Origin of the sequence: Dyadobacter sp. UC 10, assembly GCF_008369915.1 — a bacterium.
GTDB lineage: Bacteria > Bacteroidota > Bacteroidia > Cytophagales > Spirosomataceae > Dyadobacter.
This window is the reverse complement of sequence record NZ_VSRN01000001.1, coordinates 1,952,637-1,969,587: the sequence shown is the minus strand read 5'-3', so window position 1 is coordinate 1,969,587 and position 16,951 is coordinate 1,952,637. Positions and strand designations below refer to the sequence as shown.

The window sequence follows — 16,951 nt, the reverse complement described above, 5'->3', positions numbered from 1 at the left end:
AACTGTGAAAAAAGCTTTGTGGGTTTACCTGCCAAAATCGTCCTGAACACGCACAATATCGTCCTCATCGGAAGGGTTTGAAGGGTCGGTATGTTGCCATATTTCTGCCACAATCCCCCATTCATCGACGCCTACCAAACGGTGACGTTCCCCTTTTTTCAAATCGATAACAGTTCCGATAGGCAGTTGTTGCAATTCAGTTTCTTCATCCGTGTCGCTGATCACAATACCTGCATTACCACCAATTACTTTCCATATTTCAGCCCTGCGGTGGTGATATTGCCACGAAAGGCGCTTGTTGGGTGCCACTACCAGAATTTTTGGGCTCAGCTTTTCATAACCGGCAAAATCTGCAAGTGAAAGATGTGGGAAAAAAGTAGAAATGAATTGGGGAGCCTGGCTTTCTTCTAACACAAAAAAGCCGCCCCAGGGTCTCGAATGATCTTTGCTGACAACCGTGAAGCCTTGCTCGGTGATAAACTGCTGAACTTTTGCAAAAACAAGATCTTTGTCGGCGTCAGCCATGAATGATTGTATCATAAAGGGAAATAACGTAGCTAAGGTGAATTTCAAAATTAGGATAAAAAACAAAAAGATACCCTAAAATATTACCGTACGACACGTTTTGAGAGCCTGCGGTCAACTCGGTGGTTTTTTGTACCGCAGCCACGGCAGCCATACACTTTTTATGCCATAGCATAATCGTAACGATCCATCCATATCGAGCATTTCCAGCACATTTAATTGCTGAACATCCAGTATGGATGTTTTGATAAACCGCTTACTTATTATAATGCATTCTATAAAATATGCAATGTTTTGTTGCGCTGTTGTAGTAGAATGCCTTTCAAATGTGTTTATTTGGCGTATTTGAACAAATAATCTAAAATGAGTAATTTCGGGTTGCCTGATACAATTTAAACTTCAGATAGTTAATTTATGTAACAACTAACCGTCACTCTATGAATAAAATTTACCGCGAAATTACCCCTTTGACACAATACGACTGTTTTACGGTATTTACACGCAGTAAGACAGTTTTCGACTTTCCGCTTCATACACACGAGGAATACGAATTGAACCTGATCCTTTCCGGGCGAGGGGTGAAGCGGATTATCGGCGACCACACGGAGGTGATTGATGATGCCGAGCTGGTTTTAGTAGGCAATAACCTGCCGCATGGCTGGCTTACGCACAGCTATACCTGGCAGGAAGGAATGCCCGAGGTAAAAGAGATAACAGTCCAGTTTCATAAAGACCTTTTTGATGAAAAATTTTTAAAAAGGAATCAACTTTTCTTTGTGCGGTCGCTGCTGGAAAAATCGGCAAAGGGGATATCTTTTTCCAAAGAGACCATTGAAAGGATCTTGCCGCGGTTTCAGGCGCTGGCTCAAAAAAGCGGGTTCGACTCGATTTTAGAATTAATGTATATCCTGCACGATCTGTCGGTTTCGCGCAATATGCGGACACTCTCTAACAGCACTTTTAGCAATGATAATATCAATTTCAATAGCCGGCGGATCGAAAAGGTGTTTGCTTATATGCGGGATAATTACGACAAAGAAATCAATCTCGAAGGTATATCCAAACTCGCGGGTATGTCCGAAGTTTCTTTCAGCAGATTCATCAGGAAGAGTACAGGGAAGACTTTCATTGAAAGCCTGAATGAGATCAGACTGGGGCATGCGTCGAGGTATTTGATCAATACCAGTGATACAATTTCCGAAATCGCTTACAAATGCGGCTTTAATAATTTGTCGTATTTCAACAGGATATTTAAGACCAAAAACGGCTGCACCCCCAAGGAGTTTCGGGAGAATTATTCAGGCACGCGGACGTTTGTTTGAGGGAGTTTGGGAGTTTAGAGTTTATGAGTTTAGAGTTTATGAGTTTAGAGTTAATAAGTTTAGAGTGGGAAGAGATTTTTGTTTCTTCGGCAAAAGAAAAAGAGCTCAAAGCATCGGTTGAACCTTACTTTGAGCTCTTTGCTCATAAACTTTAAACTTACGAACTCATAAACTTATTGAACTCCTAAACTCTAAACTTTCAGCATCCAGCCAAACACGTCTTCTTCCTTACCGGTACGCAGGTCGGTTAGATAGTTTTTGACTTTGGTAACAAACGAATCCTCTTTGATTTCAGGAAGCGTATAGTCAACTCCTTCGTAGGCAATGGTTGCGAAGGGAGAAATTACCACAGCAGTACCAGCCCCGAAAGCAGATTCCAGCGAGCCGTCTTTTGCGGCGTCGATAATTTCTTTTACACTTACCCTGCGCTCTTCCACAGGTATGCCCCACTTCTGAGCGATCGCCACAATGCTTTTCCTGGTAATACCGTCAAGCGTGGTTTCGGAAACGTATGGCGTAACCAGTTTTCCGTCGATCAGGAACATGATATTCATCGTTCCCGATTCTTCAATGTAAGCATGCTCGCGGGCGTCTGTCCAGATCAGCTGGTCGTAACCTTCCTGCTGGGCCAGCTTGGCTGGGTATAGTGAACCGGCATAATTACCAGCGCATTTGGTTCCGCCAACCCCACCTTCTGCGGCGCGGATAAAATGCGTTTCCACTTTCACGCGCGGCGGCTTCGCATAGTACGTGCCAACAGGACTGGTGAAAATGATAAAATAGTATGAATCAGAGGCCTTTACGCCAATATAAGGATCAGTAGCAAACATGTACGGACGAATGTACAGCGAGCAGCCGGGCTGTGACGGAACCCATCCAGCATCCAGGCGCAGCAATTCCACCAGGCCGTTCATGAAAATTTCCTCCGGGATGGAAGGCATGCAGAGACGTTCCGCCGATTTGTTGAGTCTTTTCCAGTTATCTATTGCACGAAACAAAAGCACTTCGCCTTCTTCATTTTTGTAGGCTTTCATTCCTTCAAAAATGGCTTGTCCGTAATGAAGGGCAGCAGTAGCAGGGCTGAGCGAGAGGTCGCCGTAAGGGACGATCCGAAGGTCCTGCCATTGGCCTTCGCGATATTCGGCGATAAACATGTGGTCGGAAATATTCCGCCCGAAAACCAGGTTGTCGAAATCAACATCCTGTAAGCGAGACTGGCTTGTCGGCTGAATCTCAATCTGTAATGTGTCGGCTGTCATGATGCCAAAATTTAATTTTTTGTACGCTGAAAACGACTTTTGTCAGGGATTGCAATTTAAATATTTAATCTATAAATACCTGATATTTAGTATAACAATTATTTTTTAGAAGAGACCCTCGGATTCCACGTAACTTCCTCGATTCCGAGCTCATAAGTCATTGCCCTGCAAAGCATAAAAAGGTAGTCGGAAAGCCTGTTGAGATACCTGATCACAATTTCCTCCACCTCTTCACCCTGCTGCAAATGGATCACCGCGCGCTCCGCCCGGCGGCATACGGTCCGGGCCACGTGGCCGAATGAAACCGACTGGTGCCCGCCGGGTAAAACGAATGCCCGCAGCGGCGGAACTTTGGATTCTATCATATCCATTTCAGTTTCCAGCAGTACAATATCTTCGTCCAGCAGATCAGGCAATATTCTCTTCTTCCTGTCTGATTCTGAGGCTAAATGTGAGCCGATCGTGAAAAGTCTGTCCTGGATTTCTTTCAGCAGTTCTTTCCGGCCTTCATTCACGGGTTGATCGCGGAGCATACCTATATAACTGTTCAATTCGTCCACAGTCCCGTACGCATCTATCCGTACGTGGGCCTTGCTGAGCCGCGTGCCTCCGATCAGCGACGTGGTACCTTTGTCGCCTGTCTTTGTGTATATTTTCATTTTTGGCTTCGTTGTCAATTAGGTTTTAGAAACTCCCCGCCCTAATTTTGCACCCTGATTTTAATTTGGCGAAAACCTCCGGAAGGTTAAAGAATTCATGAAAATTACAACTTTTGCAATAAAAATCTGGCGCTGGCTATCCATATTGTTCGTGGTGGGAGCGTTGGTCTGGACTTACTCTCTCTTCCCTGAAATGGTCGCTGTCGACTTTGCCAAAACTGGCCTGGCAGAGCGCTATGTAGATAAAGAGCACATTTTTTACATCATTATGGGCTTGTTTTTGCTGAACAATGTGGTGATCTCGGCATTCGCCAGGCATATCCCGAACGTAGACCCGATGCATCTGCCCATCCTGAACCGGAAAGCCTGGGCTAAAAGCCGCCCGGAACTGAACGAGCACCTGGTCAACTGGATCTACTGCCTCGTCGCGGTAATCAATACCATCATGGGGTTCAGTCTTTTTGCGCTCGCGACAATCAACAGCACCCAATACAAACTGGACGTTTTCGACTTCTCCTGGGTCTATTATGCAGGAATCGGTCTTATCGTAGTGGTATTTTTACTGCCGTTGCGCCTGCTCTGGCCTCCTGTTCCCGAAGACAGGCTGTAATCCGCGCAGCATGGAAAAAGAAAAACACAGTGAAAAGGCCGACTGGCTGGAAGCAGCAGGTTCGATCAGACTGGAAGACTACGTTTATGATCTTCCAAACGAGCGGATCGCGCACTATCCGCTCGAAGTCCGGGATCAGTCTAAGTTGCTCGTTTATCAAAATGGTAGCATACAGCACAGACAATTTTCTGACCTACCTGCCCAGCTTCCGGCCAATACCTTGCTCGTCTTCAATAATACCAGGGTTATCCCGGCCCGGGCGCATTTTCAAAAACCTACCGGCGCTGTAATTGAAATCCTGCTCCTGCACCCTGAGCTTCCTACGCGAATTATCCAGGATGCAATGCTGGTAAGCCGGCAATGCGTTTGGGAATGTATGATCGGCAACAAAAAGCGGTGGAAGACCGGCGAGACTTTAAGCACTGATATTGAAATCGGTTCGCAGGAAGTCAAACTGGAAGTTGCTTATGTGGATTACGCGAAAAACCACGTTCAGCTGAGCTGGAGTGCGGATTTTACGTTTCTTGAAATTATAAAGGCATTAGGCGAAATTCCCTTGCCGCCTTACCTCAACCGGGACACTGAGGAGGCGGATAAGCAAACTTACCAGACCGTATACGCGCACCACGACGGAGCAGTAGCCGCACCAACAGCCGGGCTGCATTTCACAGACCGTGTTTTTGAGCAGCTGGAATCAAAAGGTATCCGAAGCTCTTTTCTTACATTGCACGTAGGAGCGGGCACATTTCTGCCTATTAAAGTGGAGTCGGTGACAGCGCATCAGATGCATTCGGAGCAGGTTGTTTTTTCCCGAAAACTGATCGGCGATCTGCTTGCTTCGGTAGAAATGATCGTGCCGGTTGGAACTACCTCGCTGCGGTCGCTGGAAAGCCTGTATTGGTTTGGTGTTAAGTTATTTAGGAAGGAGACAGAGGAGTTCGGGATTGAAAAACTTTATCCTTATCATGCGGCTGAAAAGGTTTTGCCTTCGCCGGTCGAGGCATTGAGGGAGGTAGCGAATTTTATGGATAAAAATAATCTGGAACAATTGACAGGCGAGACGGAGATATTCATTTTTCCCGGTTATCATTTTCAGCTTTGCAAGGGTCTCGTTACCAATTTTCATCAGCCAGGATCGACGCTTATTTTGCTGGTTGCAGCTTTTGTCGGAAAAGACTGGAAGCAGATTTACACAGAAGCATTTGAAAAAAATTACCGCTTTCTGAGTTACGGCGACTCTTCGCTATTGTGGGGTCAAAATGCTTTGCAGTAACTACTTATAAATTATCAAAATGAAAAACCTTTTTCTTTTGCCGCTGATTTTTGTGTTGTTGCAGGGATGTAACACGGACAAAACTTCACAGGAACAACAGCAGGGGAGGCAAGGAAAAACGAGCTACTCCGACACGACTGGTGTTCGTTATGCGAAAGGTTTTTCTATCCGGTATTTTGACCAATATAAAATTGTAAGCATTAAAAGTGCTGACCCCAACTCACCCGAAGATCAGTATATCCTGCTCGAAAAAGGAATAAGTCGCCCGGAAGGATTTCCCGATGCACAGGTAATCCAAATCCCGCTGAAAAGTATGGTCGCAATGTCTTCCATGCACATTGGGTTGCTGGAATTTCTCGGCGCTGAAAGCATATTAACCGGCCTGGGAAGCCTGCAATATGTATATTCACCTTCCGTAAATGGGATGATCAAGGGCGGGAAAGTTGCAGAGGTCGGCCGCGATAATGGATTAAATCAGGAAAAGCTGGTTGAAATGCATCCTGATCTCGTCATGACTGTCGGCGCGCCGGGTGCAAAAAAGGACAGTTACACAATTCTCAAACAAGCCGGAATACCCGTTCTTGCCAATTCCGAATGGATAGAAACCACGCCACTTGCCAGAATGGAGTGGGTCAAGCTGGCGGCCGCGCTGCTGAACAAGGAAAAGGTGGTGAATGAGAAATTTGATGTAATTGAAAAAGAATATCACCGGCTAACCAGGCTTGCCGGCTCGGTGAGCACAAAACCTTCCGTGATTTCTGGTCTCAATATCAAAGACATATGGTTTTTACCAAATGGTGAAAATTATATGTCACAGTTCCTGAAAGACGCTGGTGCCGACTATTACTGGGGCAATACCAGGGGCGGCGGGAGTCTTTCGCTTAGTTTTGAAACGGTATATCCAAAAGCATTGGAGGCTCAATATTGGGTCAATGTTGGTTTTGATAAAAACGACACGCGAAAGAGCATTTTGGCGCAGGATTCCCGTTATACCGATTTCAAAGCGGCGAAGAGCGGCAAGATGTACAGCTATAATAGTCGCGTGAATGCGCAGGGGGCAAATGATTTTTTTGAATCGGGCACGATCAATCCGCACACGGTTTTGGCCGATCTGATCCATATATTTCACCCCGAACTGCTGCCTGGGCATCAATTGGTTTACTACAAACAACTTCCTTAACGAATGATTGCACGCGCAAACAGACAAGGGCTGATCCTGACCATATTGGGAATATTGACGCTCGCTTTTTTTGCGCTCGATATCATGTCAGGCTCTGTTGCGATCCCGTTGAAGGAGGTATTTAAAATCGTAGCTTTTCAGGAATCAGAAAATACGGCCTGGCTGTTTATAGTCGAAAAGATCCGGATCCCGAAGGCAATTACTGCGGTGCTGGCAGGATGCGGCCTGTCTGTCAGTGGTTTACAAATGCAGACATTATTTCGGAATCCGCTTGCCGGACCTTCTGAGCTCGGGATTACAGCCGGTGCCGGTCTGGGCGTCGCTTCCGTCATGCTGGCCGGTGGCGGCAGTGCGGGAATGTACGCGATACGCGAACTGGGGATTTCGGGCAGCTGGCTGGTCATTTTAATGGCTTCTCTCGGCTCGGGGCTCGTCATGTCGCTGATCATCCTGATCGCTGGAAGGGTGAAAGACAATGTGGTGCTGCTGATCGTCGGTGTCATGATCGGGACTATTACCCTTTCGGTAGTCAGTGTCTGGCAGTATATCAGTCAGCCGGAGCAGCTGCAGGAATACATTATGTGGACTTTCGGCTCGCTCGGCGGGGTTACCCAGTATCATTTGTTTGCGTTGGCAGTGGTGGTAGTGTTTGGGCTGGTACTAGCCTACATTTGCTCCAAATCCTTGAACGCGTTGTTGTTGGGAGAGAATTACGCGAAGAGTATGGGACTCAGTATTGTCCGGACGCGCCTGCTGATCATGATCAGTACCAGCTTGCTGACAGGCAGTATCACCGCTTTTTGCGGACCAATCGGTTTTATCGGCATTGCAATCCCGCATTTGACCCGATCGCTGCTACAAACTTCCAATCACCGGATTCTTATACCCGCAACCTGCCTGACAGGGACAGTGTTGATGCTGTTTTGTGATATTGTGGCGCAATTACCGGGGACGGAATCGGTTATCCCTATTAATGTCGTGACGTCGCTTTTAGGTGCTCCTGTGGTAATCTGGGTTATTTTGCGCAGTAATAACCTCCGGTCTTCGTTCTCATGAAAGAACTGCAACCTTTACTCACGACCACCGGGCTTTCGATAGGTTATCGTTCCAAAAAAACCGAAACGGTTATTGCGCGCGACCTCGACCTGAATTTACAAGCGGGGCAAATGGTATGCCTGCTTGGCGCAAATGGTTCGGGTAAGTCTACCCTGATGCGTACGCTGGCCGGTTTGCAACCCGCACTCGCAGGACAGGTTTTGCTCGGTACGGAACCATTAACCGATCTGCAACCCCAGGAACTGGCTACCAAACTCAGTCTGGTACTCACGGAAAGACTGGAAACAGGTAACCTGACCGCCAGAGAGGTGATCGAGTTGGGCCGCACGCCCTACACAGGCTGGCTTGGGAAATTAAGTGAAAAAGATAAGGAAAAAGTGGGCGATGCGGTCGCATTTACGGGAAGCGCCCATCTACTCGACCGGCACATGAACCAGCTCAGCGACGGGGAACGTCAAAAAGTGATGCTGGCGCGAGCCCTGGCGCAGGATACCGGCGTAATCATGCTCGACGAGCCCACCGCACACCTGGACCTCCCGAGCCGTATCGAACTGATGAAGTTGCTGCATTACCTGGCCAGTGAAACACAGAAAGCCATTCTGCTGAGTACGCACGAGCTCGATCTTGCTTTGCAAACTGCGGATCAGCTTTGGCTGATGGAGCCGGAAAAGCAGCTGGTTACCGGCGTGCCCGAGGATCTGATATTGAATGGGTGTTTTGAATCCGCTTTCAATAAAAACGGGATATTGTTTGACGCGCTTTCGGGTAATTTTGTCATTGAGCGGCAGTCAAGATCGTTTGCGATCGAGTTGTCGGGAAGTGAGAAGGAGGTATTCTGGACTAAAAAAGCATTACATAGAGCAGGAATAAAAGTTGATCAGGACAGTACCGCGCGCTTTAAAATCAGTGTTTTGTCAGATCCGGAGAGCGGAAATGCCTGGGATATCAGTTTTGAGAACCGGCAGACGAAACTACATTCGCTGGCTGCGCTTTTGCATTTTATTGAATATAATGGTTAAATGAGGCATTCAGCGGTGATTTGGTATCATTGTTTTCGTCTTATTAGTTAGTTTTGGTACATATTAGCCAAACAGTACCTGACCTTCCGCATGATCTTTTTGATTCCGCTTGCGTTGTGGCTTTGCACCGCGAGCAGCTATCTGGCATTTTTTAAAGGTTCTCCTCAATCGTTCCGGCGCTCTTTGCTGGCTTCCGCAGTATTGCTGTTCTTTTTTATCGCAGCCAGTACCGAGATGCTGAGCGCCTTCAACCTCGTCAACGCGCTCGCAATCAATTCTTTGTGGGTGGTGCTGAATGTCGCATTAATTGCGGTTTCGGCCAGGCTTCAAAAGTCACACCGGACCAATTTGCGCACGATTTTTGGTGACTGGAAAACATCGTTCAAAGCGTTTTATAAAAAGCTCGGCGTACTTACGGTTTTTACACTGGTGTCCCTGGCAGGCTGTACATTGCTCGTGGCCCTCGTCGCTACGCCGAACAACCTCGATTCCCTCAGTTACCATTTGAGCAGGCTTGTTTACTGGGTTCAAAACGGCAATGTAGAGCACTACGCTTCTCATATTGAGCGCGCTATCTCTTTTAGTCCTTTCTCGGAATATGTGCATTTACATACTTATCTGGTCTCTGGCGGCAACCGCTACTTTCAGTTGCTGCAATGGCTTTGTCTGGGGGGGACGCTGGTTTGTGTTTCCTTGCTGGTTGAATTGTTTTCGGGCACAAACCGTGCTTTACGGATTGCACTATGCTTTACAGCGACGCTGCCGATTGTGGTACTGGAATCAATGACCACGCAGAATGACCTGGTTGTCGCATTTCTGATCACGGCGACAGCTTTTTATGTTTTTGATTTTACAATCAACCGGAAATATGTAGTACTGTTTCTGATTGCCCTGACCGTTTCACTGGGACTAATGACCAAAGGGACGTTCGTGTTTTACGCATTGCCTTTTGGATTCTATCTCCTGATTTTCCTTTTAGTCAGACCCGTTTTCTGGAAAGCGCTGGCATTGGCGATGGCCGGTATAGTGATGATCGTGCTGCTCCTGAATGCGCCTTTCTGGCTGCGCACGTACGAAATATTTGAGTCGCCGGTTGGTACGATGAGCAACGGAAACCGGGCGGATATTCGCAGTGCGGGCGATTTGATTTCATCGGTATCCAAACATACTTTTCTGCATTTGGGCTTTGTTTCGCCGGGTAATGCGTATAATCATTTTATGGAATCAAAGCTTCTGGGTTTGCACGAGCTCATCGGCGTGCCGCTGAACAAGCCCGGGGTGGGAATGGTGTTTAAAATGAATAAGCTCAATTTCAATGAAGATTTCGCACATAATTTCTTCGCGATGTGGGTTGTGCTGTTCAGTATACCGATGCTGTTCTTTGCACGACTTTCGAAGGAAGCCAAATGGTACGCTCTGCTTGCTTTTCTCAGTTTTTTGGTGTTTTGCTCATTTATAGGTTACCAGATCTACGGCTCGCGTTTACATATTGCCTTTTTTATTTTGATATCCCCGGTAATAGGACTGGTTTACGGCTCGATATTATCCTCCGTTTTTTCGAAGATACTTATCTCATTTTTCTGGCTTTCTGCGCTACCGTTCGCATTACTCAGCTCTACACACCCGTTACTGTCGACGCGCTGGTTTTTCGAGACGGTTTTTCCCAAAATCAATGACGCATTTAGCCTGAATATACAGGTAGGCTCGCAAAACCTGAACCTGATGCAGGAAAGCGTACTTTTTGCGGAGCCCGGGCAGATTCTTTGGGGAGATTTTCTTCCAGAAATTGAAGAGATAGTCAGCTACATCAACGCAAGAAATCCTCAGAAAATAGGTTTTGACTTTACGGAGGCCAGCTATGATTACGGGTTTCAACACGCTTTGCAAAAAGAAGGCCGTATTTTTGAACATGTATTAGTCCGGAATCCCTCTAAAGTTTTAGAGGAAACCGGATTTCAGCCGGATTTGATACTCGCTGAACGCTATGAAGGTGAGCGGCTTAACTATCATGGGCAGAGCTATAAAGTCGGGTTCCGCACCCGGGATAAATGGATTTATATACCTCAAAATGAATTGAAATGACCGCACTCGAAACCGTTGAACTGTATTACGACTGTTTTAATAAAAAAGACTGGAAAGGAATGCTCGCCCTCCTCGACCCGCAAGTCCGCCACGAGGCGAATCAGGGGGATGTCCGGATAGGTATCGAAAAGTTTACGGAATTTCTGGGCAATATGGACGTGGCTTACGAAGAAACGCTGACCGATATGGTCTTTTTTACTGAAAAGACCGGCTCCCGGGTGGCTGTTGAATTTGTGGTAAACGGAATTTATAAAAAAGGCGAAGAAGGCCTGCCGGAAGCTTATGGGCAAACCTATGTGCTTCCTGCCGGGGCGTTTCTGGAAGTGAAGGAGGGGAAAATCAATCGGATAACCACCTACTATAACCTGCTGCTCTGGATCGAACTGGTATCGAAAAAATAATGGGAGAGCTGACTTTTATCTGGAAAAAAGGAGCTGAGATATCCTCCGTTTTTGAAGATCTGGGCGAGTTGCGCATTACCGTTTTTCGCGATTTCCCCTACTTGTACGAAGGCTCGCCCAACTATGAAACGGAGTATCTGAAAATTTACGCTCAATCTGACAAGGCGCTGCTTTTCGCTGTTTACGATGATCAGACAATGATTGGCGCTACAACCTGCATTCCACTTACCGACGAAACGGATGAAGTTCGCAAGCCATTTGAGGATCCTGGTTATGATTTGGGTTCGGTATTCTATTTCGGTGAAAGCATTTTACTGAAAGAATACCGGGGCGCAGGGCTGGGGCATCGTTTTTTTGACGAAAGAGAATCACATGCCCGTAGTTTTGGGAATTTTGAAACGGCCTGTTTCTGCGCGGTGGAACGAGCGGTGGATCACCCGTTGAAGCCATCTGATTATCGTCCGAATGACGCTTTTTGGCTTAAAAGAGGTTATCATAAAGAATCGCGGCTCCAAACGCAGATGAAATGGCTGGACATTGGCGACACAGTCCAGAGCGAAAAGAAAATGACGTTCTGGGTCAAAAACCTGAAAGATCATTGATGAAGGTAACGATTGCATCCGCACAGTATCCGGTCACGGAACACGCGGATTTTTCTGCCTGGGAGGCGCATGTTGAAAAGTGGGTTGGAGAAGCGGCAAGTAAGGGTGCGGAATTGCTGCTCTTTCCTGAATATGGCTCTATGGAGCTTGTAAGCATCTTTTCAGAAGATGTCAAACGCGATATCCGCAAACAAATACACGCGTTGGACGCGATCAGGAATGAGTATTGCGCGGCATTTGAAAGCCTGGCGAAAAAATATCATGTTGTCATCGTAGCCCCGACGATCCCCGTAGTAGAGAATGGAAAAAACCTGAACCGGGCTTACGTTTTTTCTCAGACCGGGCCGGCGGGTTATCAGGATAAATTTTTCATGACCCGATTTGAAAATGAAGAATGGGGTATCGAAAGTGCACCGAAAACGCTGACTGTTTTTGAAGCAGAATGGGGCAAATTTGGTGTTCAGATCTGTTATGACGTTGAATTTTCGGTAGGCTCCCAACTACTCAGCCATGCAGGAGCGACACTTGTTCTGGCACCCAGTTGTACAGAAACTATCCGCGGAGCTACCCGCGTACATATAGGTGCCCGCGCGCGCGCGCTTGAAAATCAGGCTTATACGGTTGTTTCTCAAACTGTGGGAAATGCGGCATGGTCACCAGCAGTTGACATTAACTACGGTTTTGCTGCTTTCTATGCAACCCCCGACAAGGATTTGCCGGAGGAAGGAATAATAGCAACCATGCCTCCGAATCAGGAAGGCTGGCTGATACAGGCGCTGGATTTCTCGAAAATTGAAAACGTCAGGAATAGTGGACAGGTATTTAATTTTAAAGATCATGCCCGCCTCTCTTCTGCATTATTTGATGAGGAAATACGGATTGAGAATCGGATACTCTGATACAGATATCAGTAGTCATTTCGTCCGCATTGCTGTCTTTGGGAATTCCGATTCATTCAGGCGCGCCTCCATTGCTTCCAGTTTGCGTATCATAACCACATTTTGTTCCTGAATCAATTGGTTTTGTGAAGTCAGAAGCTCATTCTTTTTGTTAAGTTCTTTAACCGAATCTATCAAATGGGGGATCAGACCGATGTAATTGACAGATTTGTAACCCTGCGCGTCAGCTTTCACCAATTCCGGAAATAGCTTTTCGACCTCCTGAGCAATTAATCCGGTCTGAATATTTTGCTCTCTTTCCGGATCTTTCCAATAGTAGTGGTAGGGAGCCAACCCTGTAACTTTTGCCAGACTTTCGGTGATTGGGCTTAGCTTATGCTTCAAACGCGCATCGGAGGTTTGAGTGAGATTTCCCAATAAAACTGCATTCCCTGCTGTGTTTACCCAGAATTTCCAGGTATCCAGATAAAAACCGATTTGGTCGTCGGTGCGCATTCCTACAAAGCCGCGTTCTTTATTTTCAGAATCATCCAGGTAAATCCCCGCCGTTGCCGTACCAATGTGGCGCACGCGTGGTCTCCCGCCAATATCGAGTATGTATTTTGGTTCAAGTACATCTTTACCCAGCCCCAAATTTCCGTTTCTGAGTAAGGTCAATGCATTTAGTCGTTTCTCAGAATCACCATTACCGATTTGAAAAATCCGATCGTCATCTTTTTCATTATCCGGATCTGGGAAATCGGAAGCATTATTATACAACCCTGCAACAAACGAACCTCTCGTTTTGGCGACAGTATATTGACCAAATGCAGCAGAAGCTGCACCCTGCGCCTTAGTAAATGCACCAAAGGTAGCAGAACCGGATGCGGTTGATTCTGTGAAAAGTCCTGTAGCCAGCGAGTATTCTACGGATGCTTTTGTAGAAATACCAAATGCGGCACTTGCTAACCCGCTGGCCTCCGTACTGGTTCCGGCCGCGAACGAGAACTTCCCCATAAGCCCATCATTCCATTTTCCCCCATCAGCATTTCCTGCTCGAAATGAACCTTTAACCGGATACCAGATCAGGGTTGCCCCGTCGCCTATATCAGGCAAATAATATTTTTTTACCTTGGGATCATTGGGATCAGGGTTTGGATCGTTTACATCAACTTCGCTTCCTATTTTCATTGTCTGAACGACAGGCGTCCCGTCCCTCCACTGACCAGCTTCCTTGGCATGTGCAGCATAGGGTACACTCAGTAATTGGGTCGATCCCAAGTCAACATATTCGGTACCTCCCGCGGGGTCAAGTTCGAGATGAATGAAGTGAGATACCGTACCCCATGAAATCTTGTTGAATTCCCCGCTCTCTACAAGGCCTTTCCCTACTGCAATTGTGAATATGCCATGCTCATTGGTTGACGGTCTGTGTGTCTCCGAATAGGCGACGGGCCCGGAAAGGTTTTCAGAATGGATAGTAATACGCAGCCTGGTAATTATATTTTTAACCAACTTTCCATCCGCGCCTCGCGCGACGCCCTGGAAATTGAAACTTTCGGGTGCCTGAGCAGCTACGAATCGGAATGAGAGCAGGAAAAGCAGAGATAGAAACGACGTTTTCATAAAGTTGATTTGAGAATTGAAAATTACCAGTCCAGCAGGGACCCATATTCCCAGTTAATCAAATCAAACCTCGGCTCATTTCAGAAAGCAATTATCCAGCTGTTCATTTGAAATTTTTAAAGGGATAATTCTTTCAAATTCATCTCTAAATATGCAATGCCATTGCCGGGTCGCTGATCGCGGGTTTCCCGGTTTCCACCCGGCCAGCGAAGCGGCGCACATATTCGGTATTGCCTTTGATGTTGACGGAGAAGTCGTACCAGTTGCCGCTGTCTTTCAATGTCCAGGCTTTCCTGAAACTTGCCTTTACATTCAACTTTGTATCCCAGGGGCCACCATACTGATACGCATTTGCATGGATACTTATTTCAAAAGTGCCATTTTGAGAGGCTTGTGTGCCTTTGTTGGCGTTTTCTATGCCGTTTCCCCCGCCGTTTTCGGTGTTTCCCCCGCCATTGTTGGTGTTTTCCCCGCCATTGTTGGTGTTTTCCACCAACAACTCAAGCACACCGCCTTTCCTGGCATAGCTAACTTTCACTTCCGGCTCCGGCTGGTTCGCATTTCCTTTAAAATGTCTGAAAAAACCATTCGGGCCGTATACTTCGAGGTCGTATAATCCGCTGTCCGCAGAAAGATCCCAGTCGTCTGAAAGCGATTTGTCAGATTCAACAGTATAGCGTTTCGGAATGCGGTCGAGGTGTTTTAAATCGTAAACATGAAAAACGGCACCTGCCTTTCCGGTATTTTCAAATTTCAGGCTAGCCTTATTCCCAGCATTATTGATGCTGCAGTGCGTGTGCAACTCATAAGGTAGCGCACGTGAAAACTTTGTCCCTTTTTCCTGAAAGAGCGGCATCATTGTGGCAGGTGCCACTGCCGGGGGGAGCTTTTTGGATTCGGCTTCAATGTTGGCATATTCGGCTGTGGCGGGTAGTTTTGGGAAAACCGGATCATTGGGGTTAACAAAATCGAAGGCCGAAGTGAGGTCGCTGCTCACCGCCCGGTGCCATGGGCTGATCGCCGGCACCTGAACGCCGAATCGTTTTTCCAGAAACTGTCCGACCGATGAGTGATCAGCTACCTGCGAATCGACCCAGCCACCTTTGCTCCACGGCGAAATAATATAAAGCGGCACGCGCGGACCCATTCCCCATGGACGAATATTGCCCGAAATAGTGTCACGCTTATCCTGGTAAATCCGCTTTTTGATTGGCTGCCCCGGCTTTATACTGTCCGCGTGAAATGGGTTAGGGAACTCTGAGGTACCCTTGTCATTATTGAAATACATCCCCGCCAGATCAATTGTAGACTTCCCTGCCAGCGTCCCATCCAGGTTATACGAAGGAACAGCAGGTGCGGGCAAATGATCAAACAAACCATCATTTTCATCGAAAGTGAGGAAGAAAACCGTTTTGCTCCATACTTCCGGATTGGAAGTCAGTGCGGTCAGTACCTGATGTGTAAAATCGCCGCCGCGGTTCGGGCTGGATGGCGCGCCCGGGTGTTCAGAATCGTCCTGGGAAGGCAATATCCAGGTTACCTGGGGCAATGTGTTTTCCTTTACATGCTTCGTCAGATCTTCCAGCGACCAGTGTTTCATGCCATTTTCATGGATCGCCGAGCCGGGTTTTGCATTACGGAAACTTTCGAATGCCAGACAACCGTGCATTGCGCCGTCCCAATTGTTTTTCGGGTCCTGGTAAATCCGCCAGCTGATGCCCGCTTTTTGCAGCACATCCGGAATGGTATCCCACCTGAATGCATTTCCCCTGTATTTGTAATGCGGCTCTGGCAGAGCTTCATCGATCGTTACCCAGCACCGCAGATTGACAGGCTCGGAATCCTGATCAGTGCAGTTAATTCCTGCCGCGCGTTTTTCAGGATCAAAGTTGGAGCCTGACCAGAAAATAATGCGGTTAGGATCAGTCCCTGTCGCGATGGAGCAGTGGTATGCATCTGAAATTGTGAAAGATTCGGCCAGGGCATACTGAAACGGGATTTCCTCACGGGTGTAGTAAGCCATCGAAAACGGCGTTTTGAATTTTGGCCAAAAACCGTATTTTCCCTGGTTCCAGGCAGCTTGCGTGTCGGGGAAATCATGGGGTGTGCCGTGGATCAGTGCGGCATTCATCGTTTTTTTATCTGCGCGGTAGGGTGGCACAATGCGTTTTCCATCCGATTGATGAAACGCCCGTTCGCCACTTTCAAGCGGTACCGGAAACCGGTCACCAAATCCCCGTACCCCTTTCATTGAACCAAAATAATGATCAAAAGAACGGTTCTCCTGCATCAGGATCACGACATGCTGCACATCCTGAATGGACTTTGTCGGGTTGTGCGCATCCACTGCAAGAGCTTGCCGGATCAAAGGAGGTAGTACATTCAATGCAGCTGCGGCACCTGCCGAGAGCTTAATGAAATTGCGGCGGTTGATATTTGACATTTTTTGCAGATTGAAG

The 16,951-nt window shown here is 47.2% G+C and carries 15 protein-coding genes; 10 read left to right on the top strand and 5 right to left on the bottom strand.

Annotated features, from left to right (window positions below; genetic code table 11):
- Window positions 1-24: 24 nt before the first annotated feature.
- Complete coding sequence (locus FXO21_RS07890; RefSeq protein WP_149639582.1) at window positions 25-540, bottom strand: cupin domain-containing protein; 516 nt, start codon at window positions 538-540, stop codon at window positions 25-27.
- Window positions 541-962: 422 nt separating this feature from the next.
- Between FXO21_RS07890 and FXO21_RS07885 the strand changes: the two genes are divergently transcribed.
- Window positions 963-1,847, top strand: coding sequence for an AraC family transcriptional regulator (locus FXO21_RS07885; RefSeq protein WP_149639581.1), 885 nt, complete (start codon window positions 963-965; stop codon window positions 1,845-1,847).
- 191 nt (window positions 1,848-2,038) lie between these two features.
- Here FXO21_RS07885 and FXO21_RS07880 read toward each other — a convergent pair whose 3' ends face one another.
- Window positions 2,039-3,106, bottom strand: a complete 1,068-nt coding sequence (locus FXO21_RS07880; protein ID WP_149639580.1) for a branched-chain amino acid aminotransferase — start codon at window positions 3,104-3,106, stop codon at window positions 2,039-2,041.
- 98 nt (window positions 3,107-3,204) lie between these two features.
- Window positions 3,205-3,765, bottom strand: a complete 561-nt coding sequence (locus FXO21_RS07875; protein ID WP_149639579.1) for a cob(I)yrinic acid a,c-diamide adenosyltransferase — start codon at window positions 3,763-3,765, stop codon at window positions 3,205-3,207.
- A gap of 97 nt (window positions 3,766-3,862) precedes the next feature.
- On the opposite strand from FXO21_RS07875, the gene FXO21_RS07870 reads away from it, so the two are divergent.
- The 9 genes from FXO21_RS07870 (at window position 3,863) to FXO21_RS07830 (ending at window position 12,887) form a co-directional block, all read left to right on the top strand.
- Window positions 3,863-4,375 carry a hypothetical protein gene (locus FXO21_RS07870; RefSeq protein ID WP_149639578.1) on the top strand — a complete coding sequence of 171 codons (513 nt, stop codon included), beginning with the start codon at window positions 3,863-3,865 and terminating at the stop codon, window positions 4,373-4,375.
- Between the two features lie 10 nt (window positions 4,376-4,385).
- Complete coding sequence (locus FXO21_RS07865; protein WP_149639577.1) at window positions 4,386-5,648, top strand: S-adenosylmethionine:tRNA ribosyltransferase-isomerase; 1,263 nt, start codon at window positions 4,386-4,388, stop codon at window positions 5,646-5,648.
- Between the two features lie 19 nt (window positions 5,649-5,667).
- Window positions 5,668-6,828 carry an ABC transporter substrate-binding protein gene (locus FXO21_RS07860; RefSeq protein ID WP_149639576.1) on the top strand — a complete coding sequence of 387 codons (1,161 nt, stop codon included), beginning with the start codon at window positions 5,668-5,670 and terminating at the stop codon, window positions 6,826-6,828.
- A 3-nt stretch (window positions 6,829-6,831) separates the two neighbouring features.
- On the top strand, window positions 6,832-7,884 hold the full coding sequence (locus FXO21_RS07855; protein ID WP_149639575.1) for a FecCD family ABC transporter permease: 1,053 nt from the start codon (window positions 6,832-6,834) through the stop codon (window positions 7,882-7,884).
- Complete coding sequence (locus tag FXO21_RS07850) at window positions 7,881-8,903, top strand: ABC transporter ATP-binding protein (RefSeq protein ID WP_149639574.1); 1,023 nt, start codon at window positions 7,881-7,883, stop codon at window positions 8,901-8,903. Before FXO21_RS07855 ends, FXO21_RS07850 begins: the two co-directional genes overlap by 4 nt.
- Window positions 8,904-8,993: 90 nt before the next feature.
- Entirely contained in the window at window positions 8,994-10,985 is a 1,992-nt protein-coding gene (locus tag FXO21_RS07845; RefSeq protein WP_149639573.1) for an ArnT family glycosyltransferase, read from the top strand.
- A complete protein-coding gene (locus FXO21_RS07840) occupies window positions 10,982-11,386 on the top strand; it encodes a nuclear transport factor 2 family protein (protein ID WP_149639572.1) in 405 nt (134 codons plus the stop codon). The genes FXO21_RS07845 and FXO21_RS07840 overlap by 4 nt, the downstream gene beginning before the upstream one ends.
- The gene (locus tag FXO21_RS07835) at window positions 11,386-11,988 is read left to right on the top strand and encodes a GNAT family N-acetyltransferase (protein WP_149639571.1); all 603 of its coding nucleotides are present in this window, start codon (window positions 11,386-11,388) and stop codon (window positions 11,986-11,988) included. The genes FXO21_RS07840 and FXO21_RS07835 overlap by 1 nt, the downstream gene beginning before the upstream one ends.
- Window positions 11,988-12,887 (top strand): carbon-nitrogen hydrolase family protein, encoded by a 900-nt coding sequence (locus FXO21_RS07830; protein WP_149639570.1) that lies wholly within the window; start codon window positions 11,988-11,990, stop codon window positions 12,885-12,887. Before FXO21_RS07835 ends, FXO21_RS07830 begins: the two co-directional genes overlap by 1 nt.
- Before the next feature lie 15 nt (window positions 12,888-12,902).
- Here FXO21_RS07830 and FXO21_RS07825 read toward each other — a convergent pair whose 3' ends face one another.
- Complete coding sequence (locus tag FXO21_RS07825) at window positions 12,903-14,492, bottom strand: tail fiber domain-containing protein (protein ID WP_149639569.1); 1,590 nt, start codon at window positions 14,490-14,492, stop codon at window positions 12,903-12,905.
- A gap of 145 nt (window positions 14,493-14,637) precedes the next feature.
- Window positions 14,638-16,935, bottom strand: coding sequence for a phosphocholine-specific phospholipase C (locus tag FXO21_RS07820; RefSeq protein WP_149639568.1), 2,298 nt, complete (start codon window positions 16,933-16,935; stop codon window positions 14,638-14,640).
- Window positions 16,936-16,951: the final 16 nt, after the last annotated feature.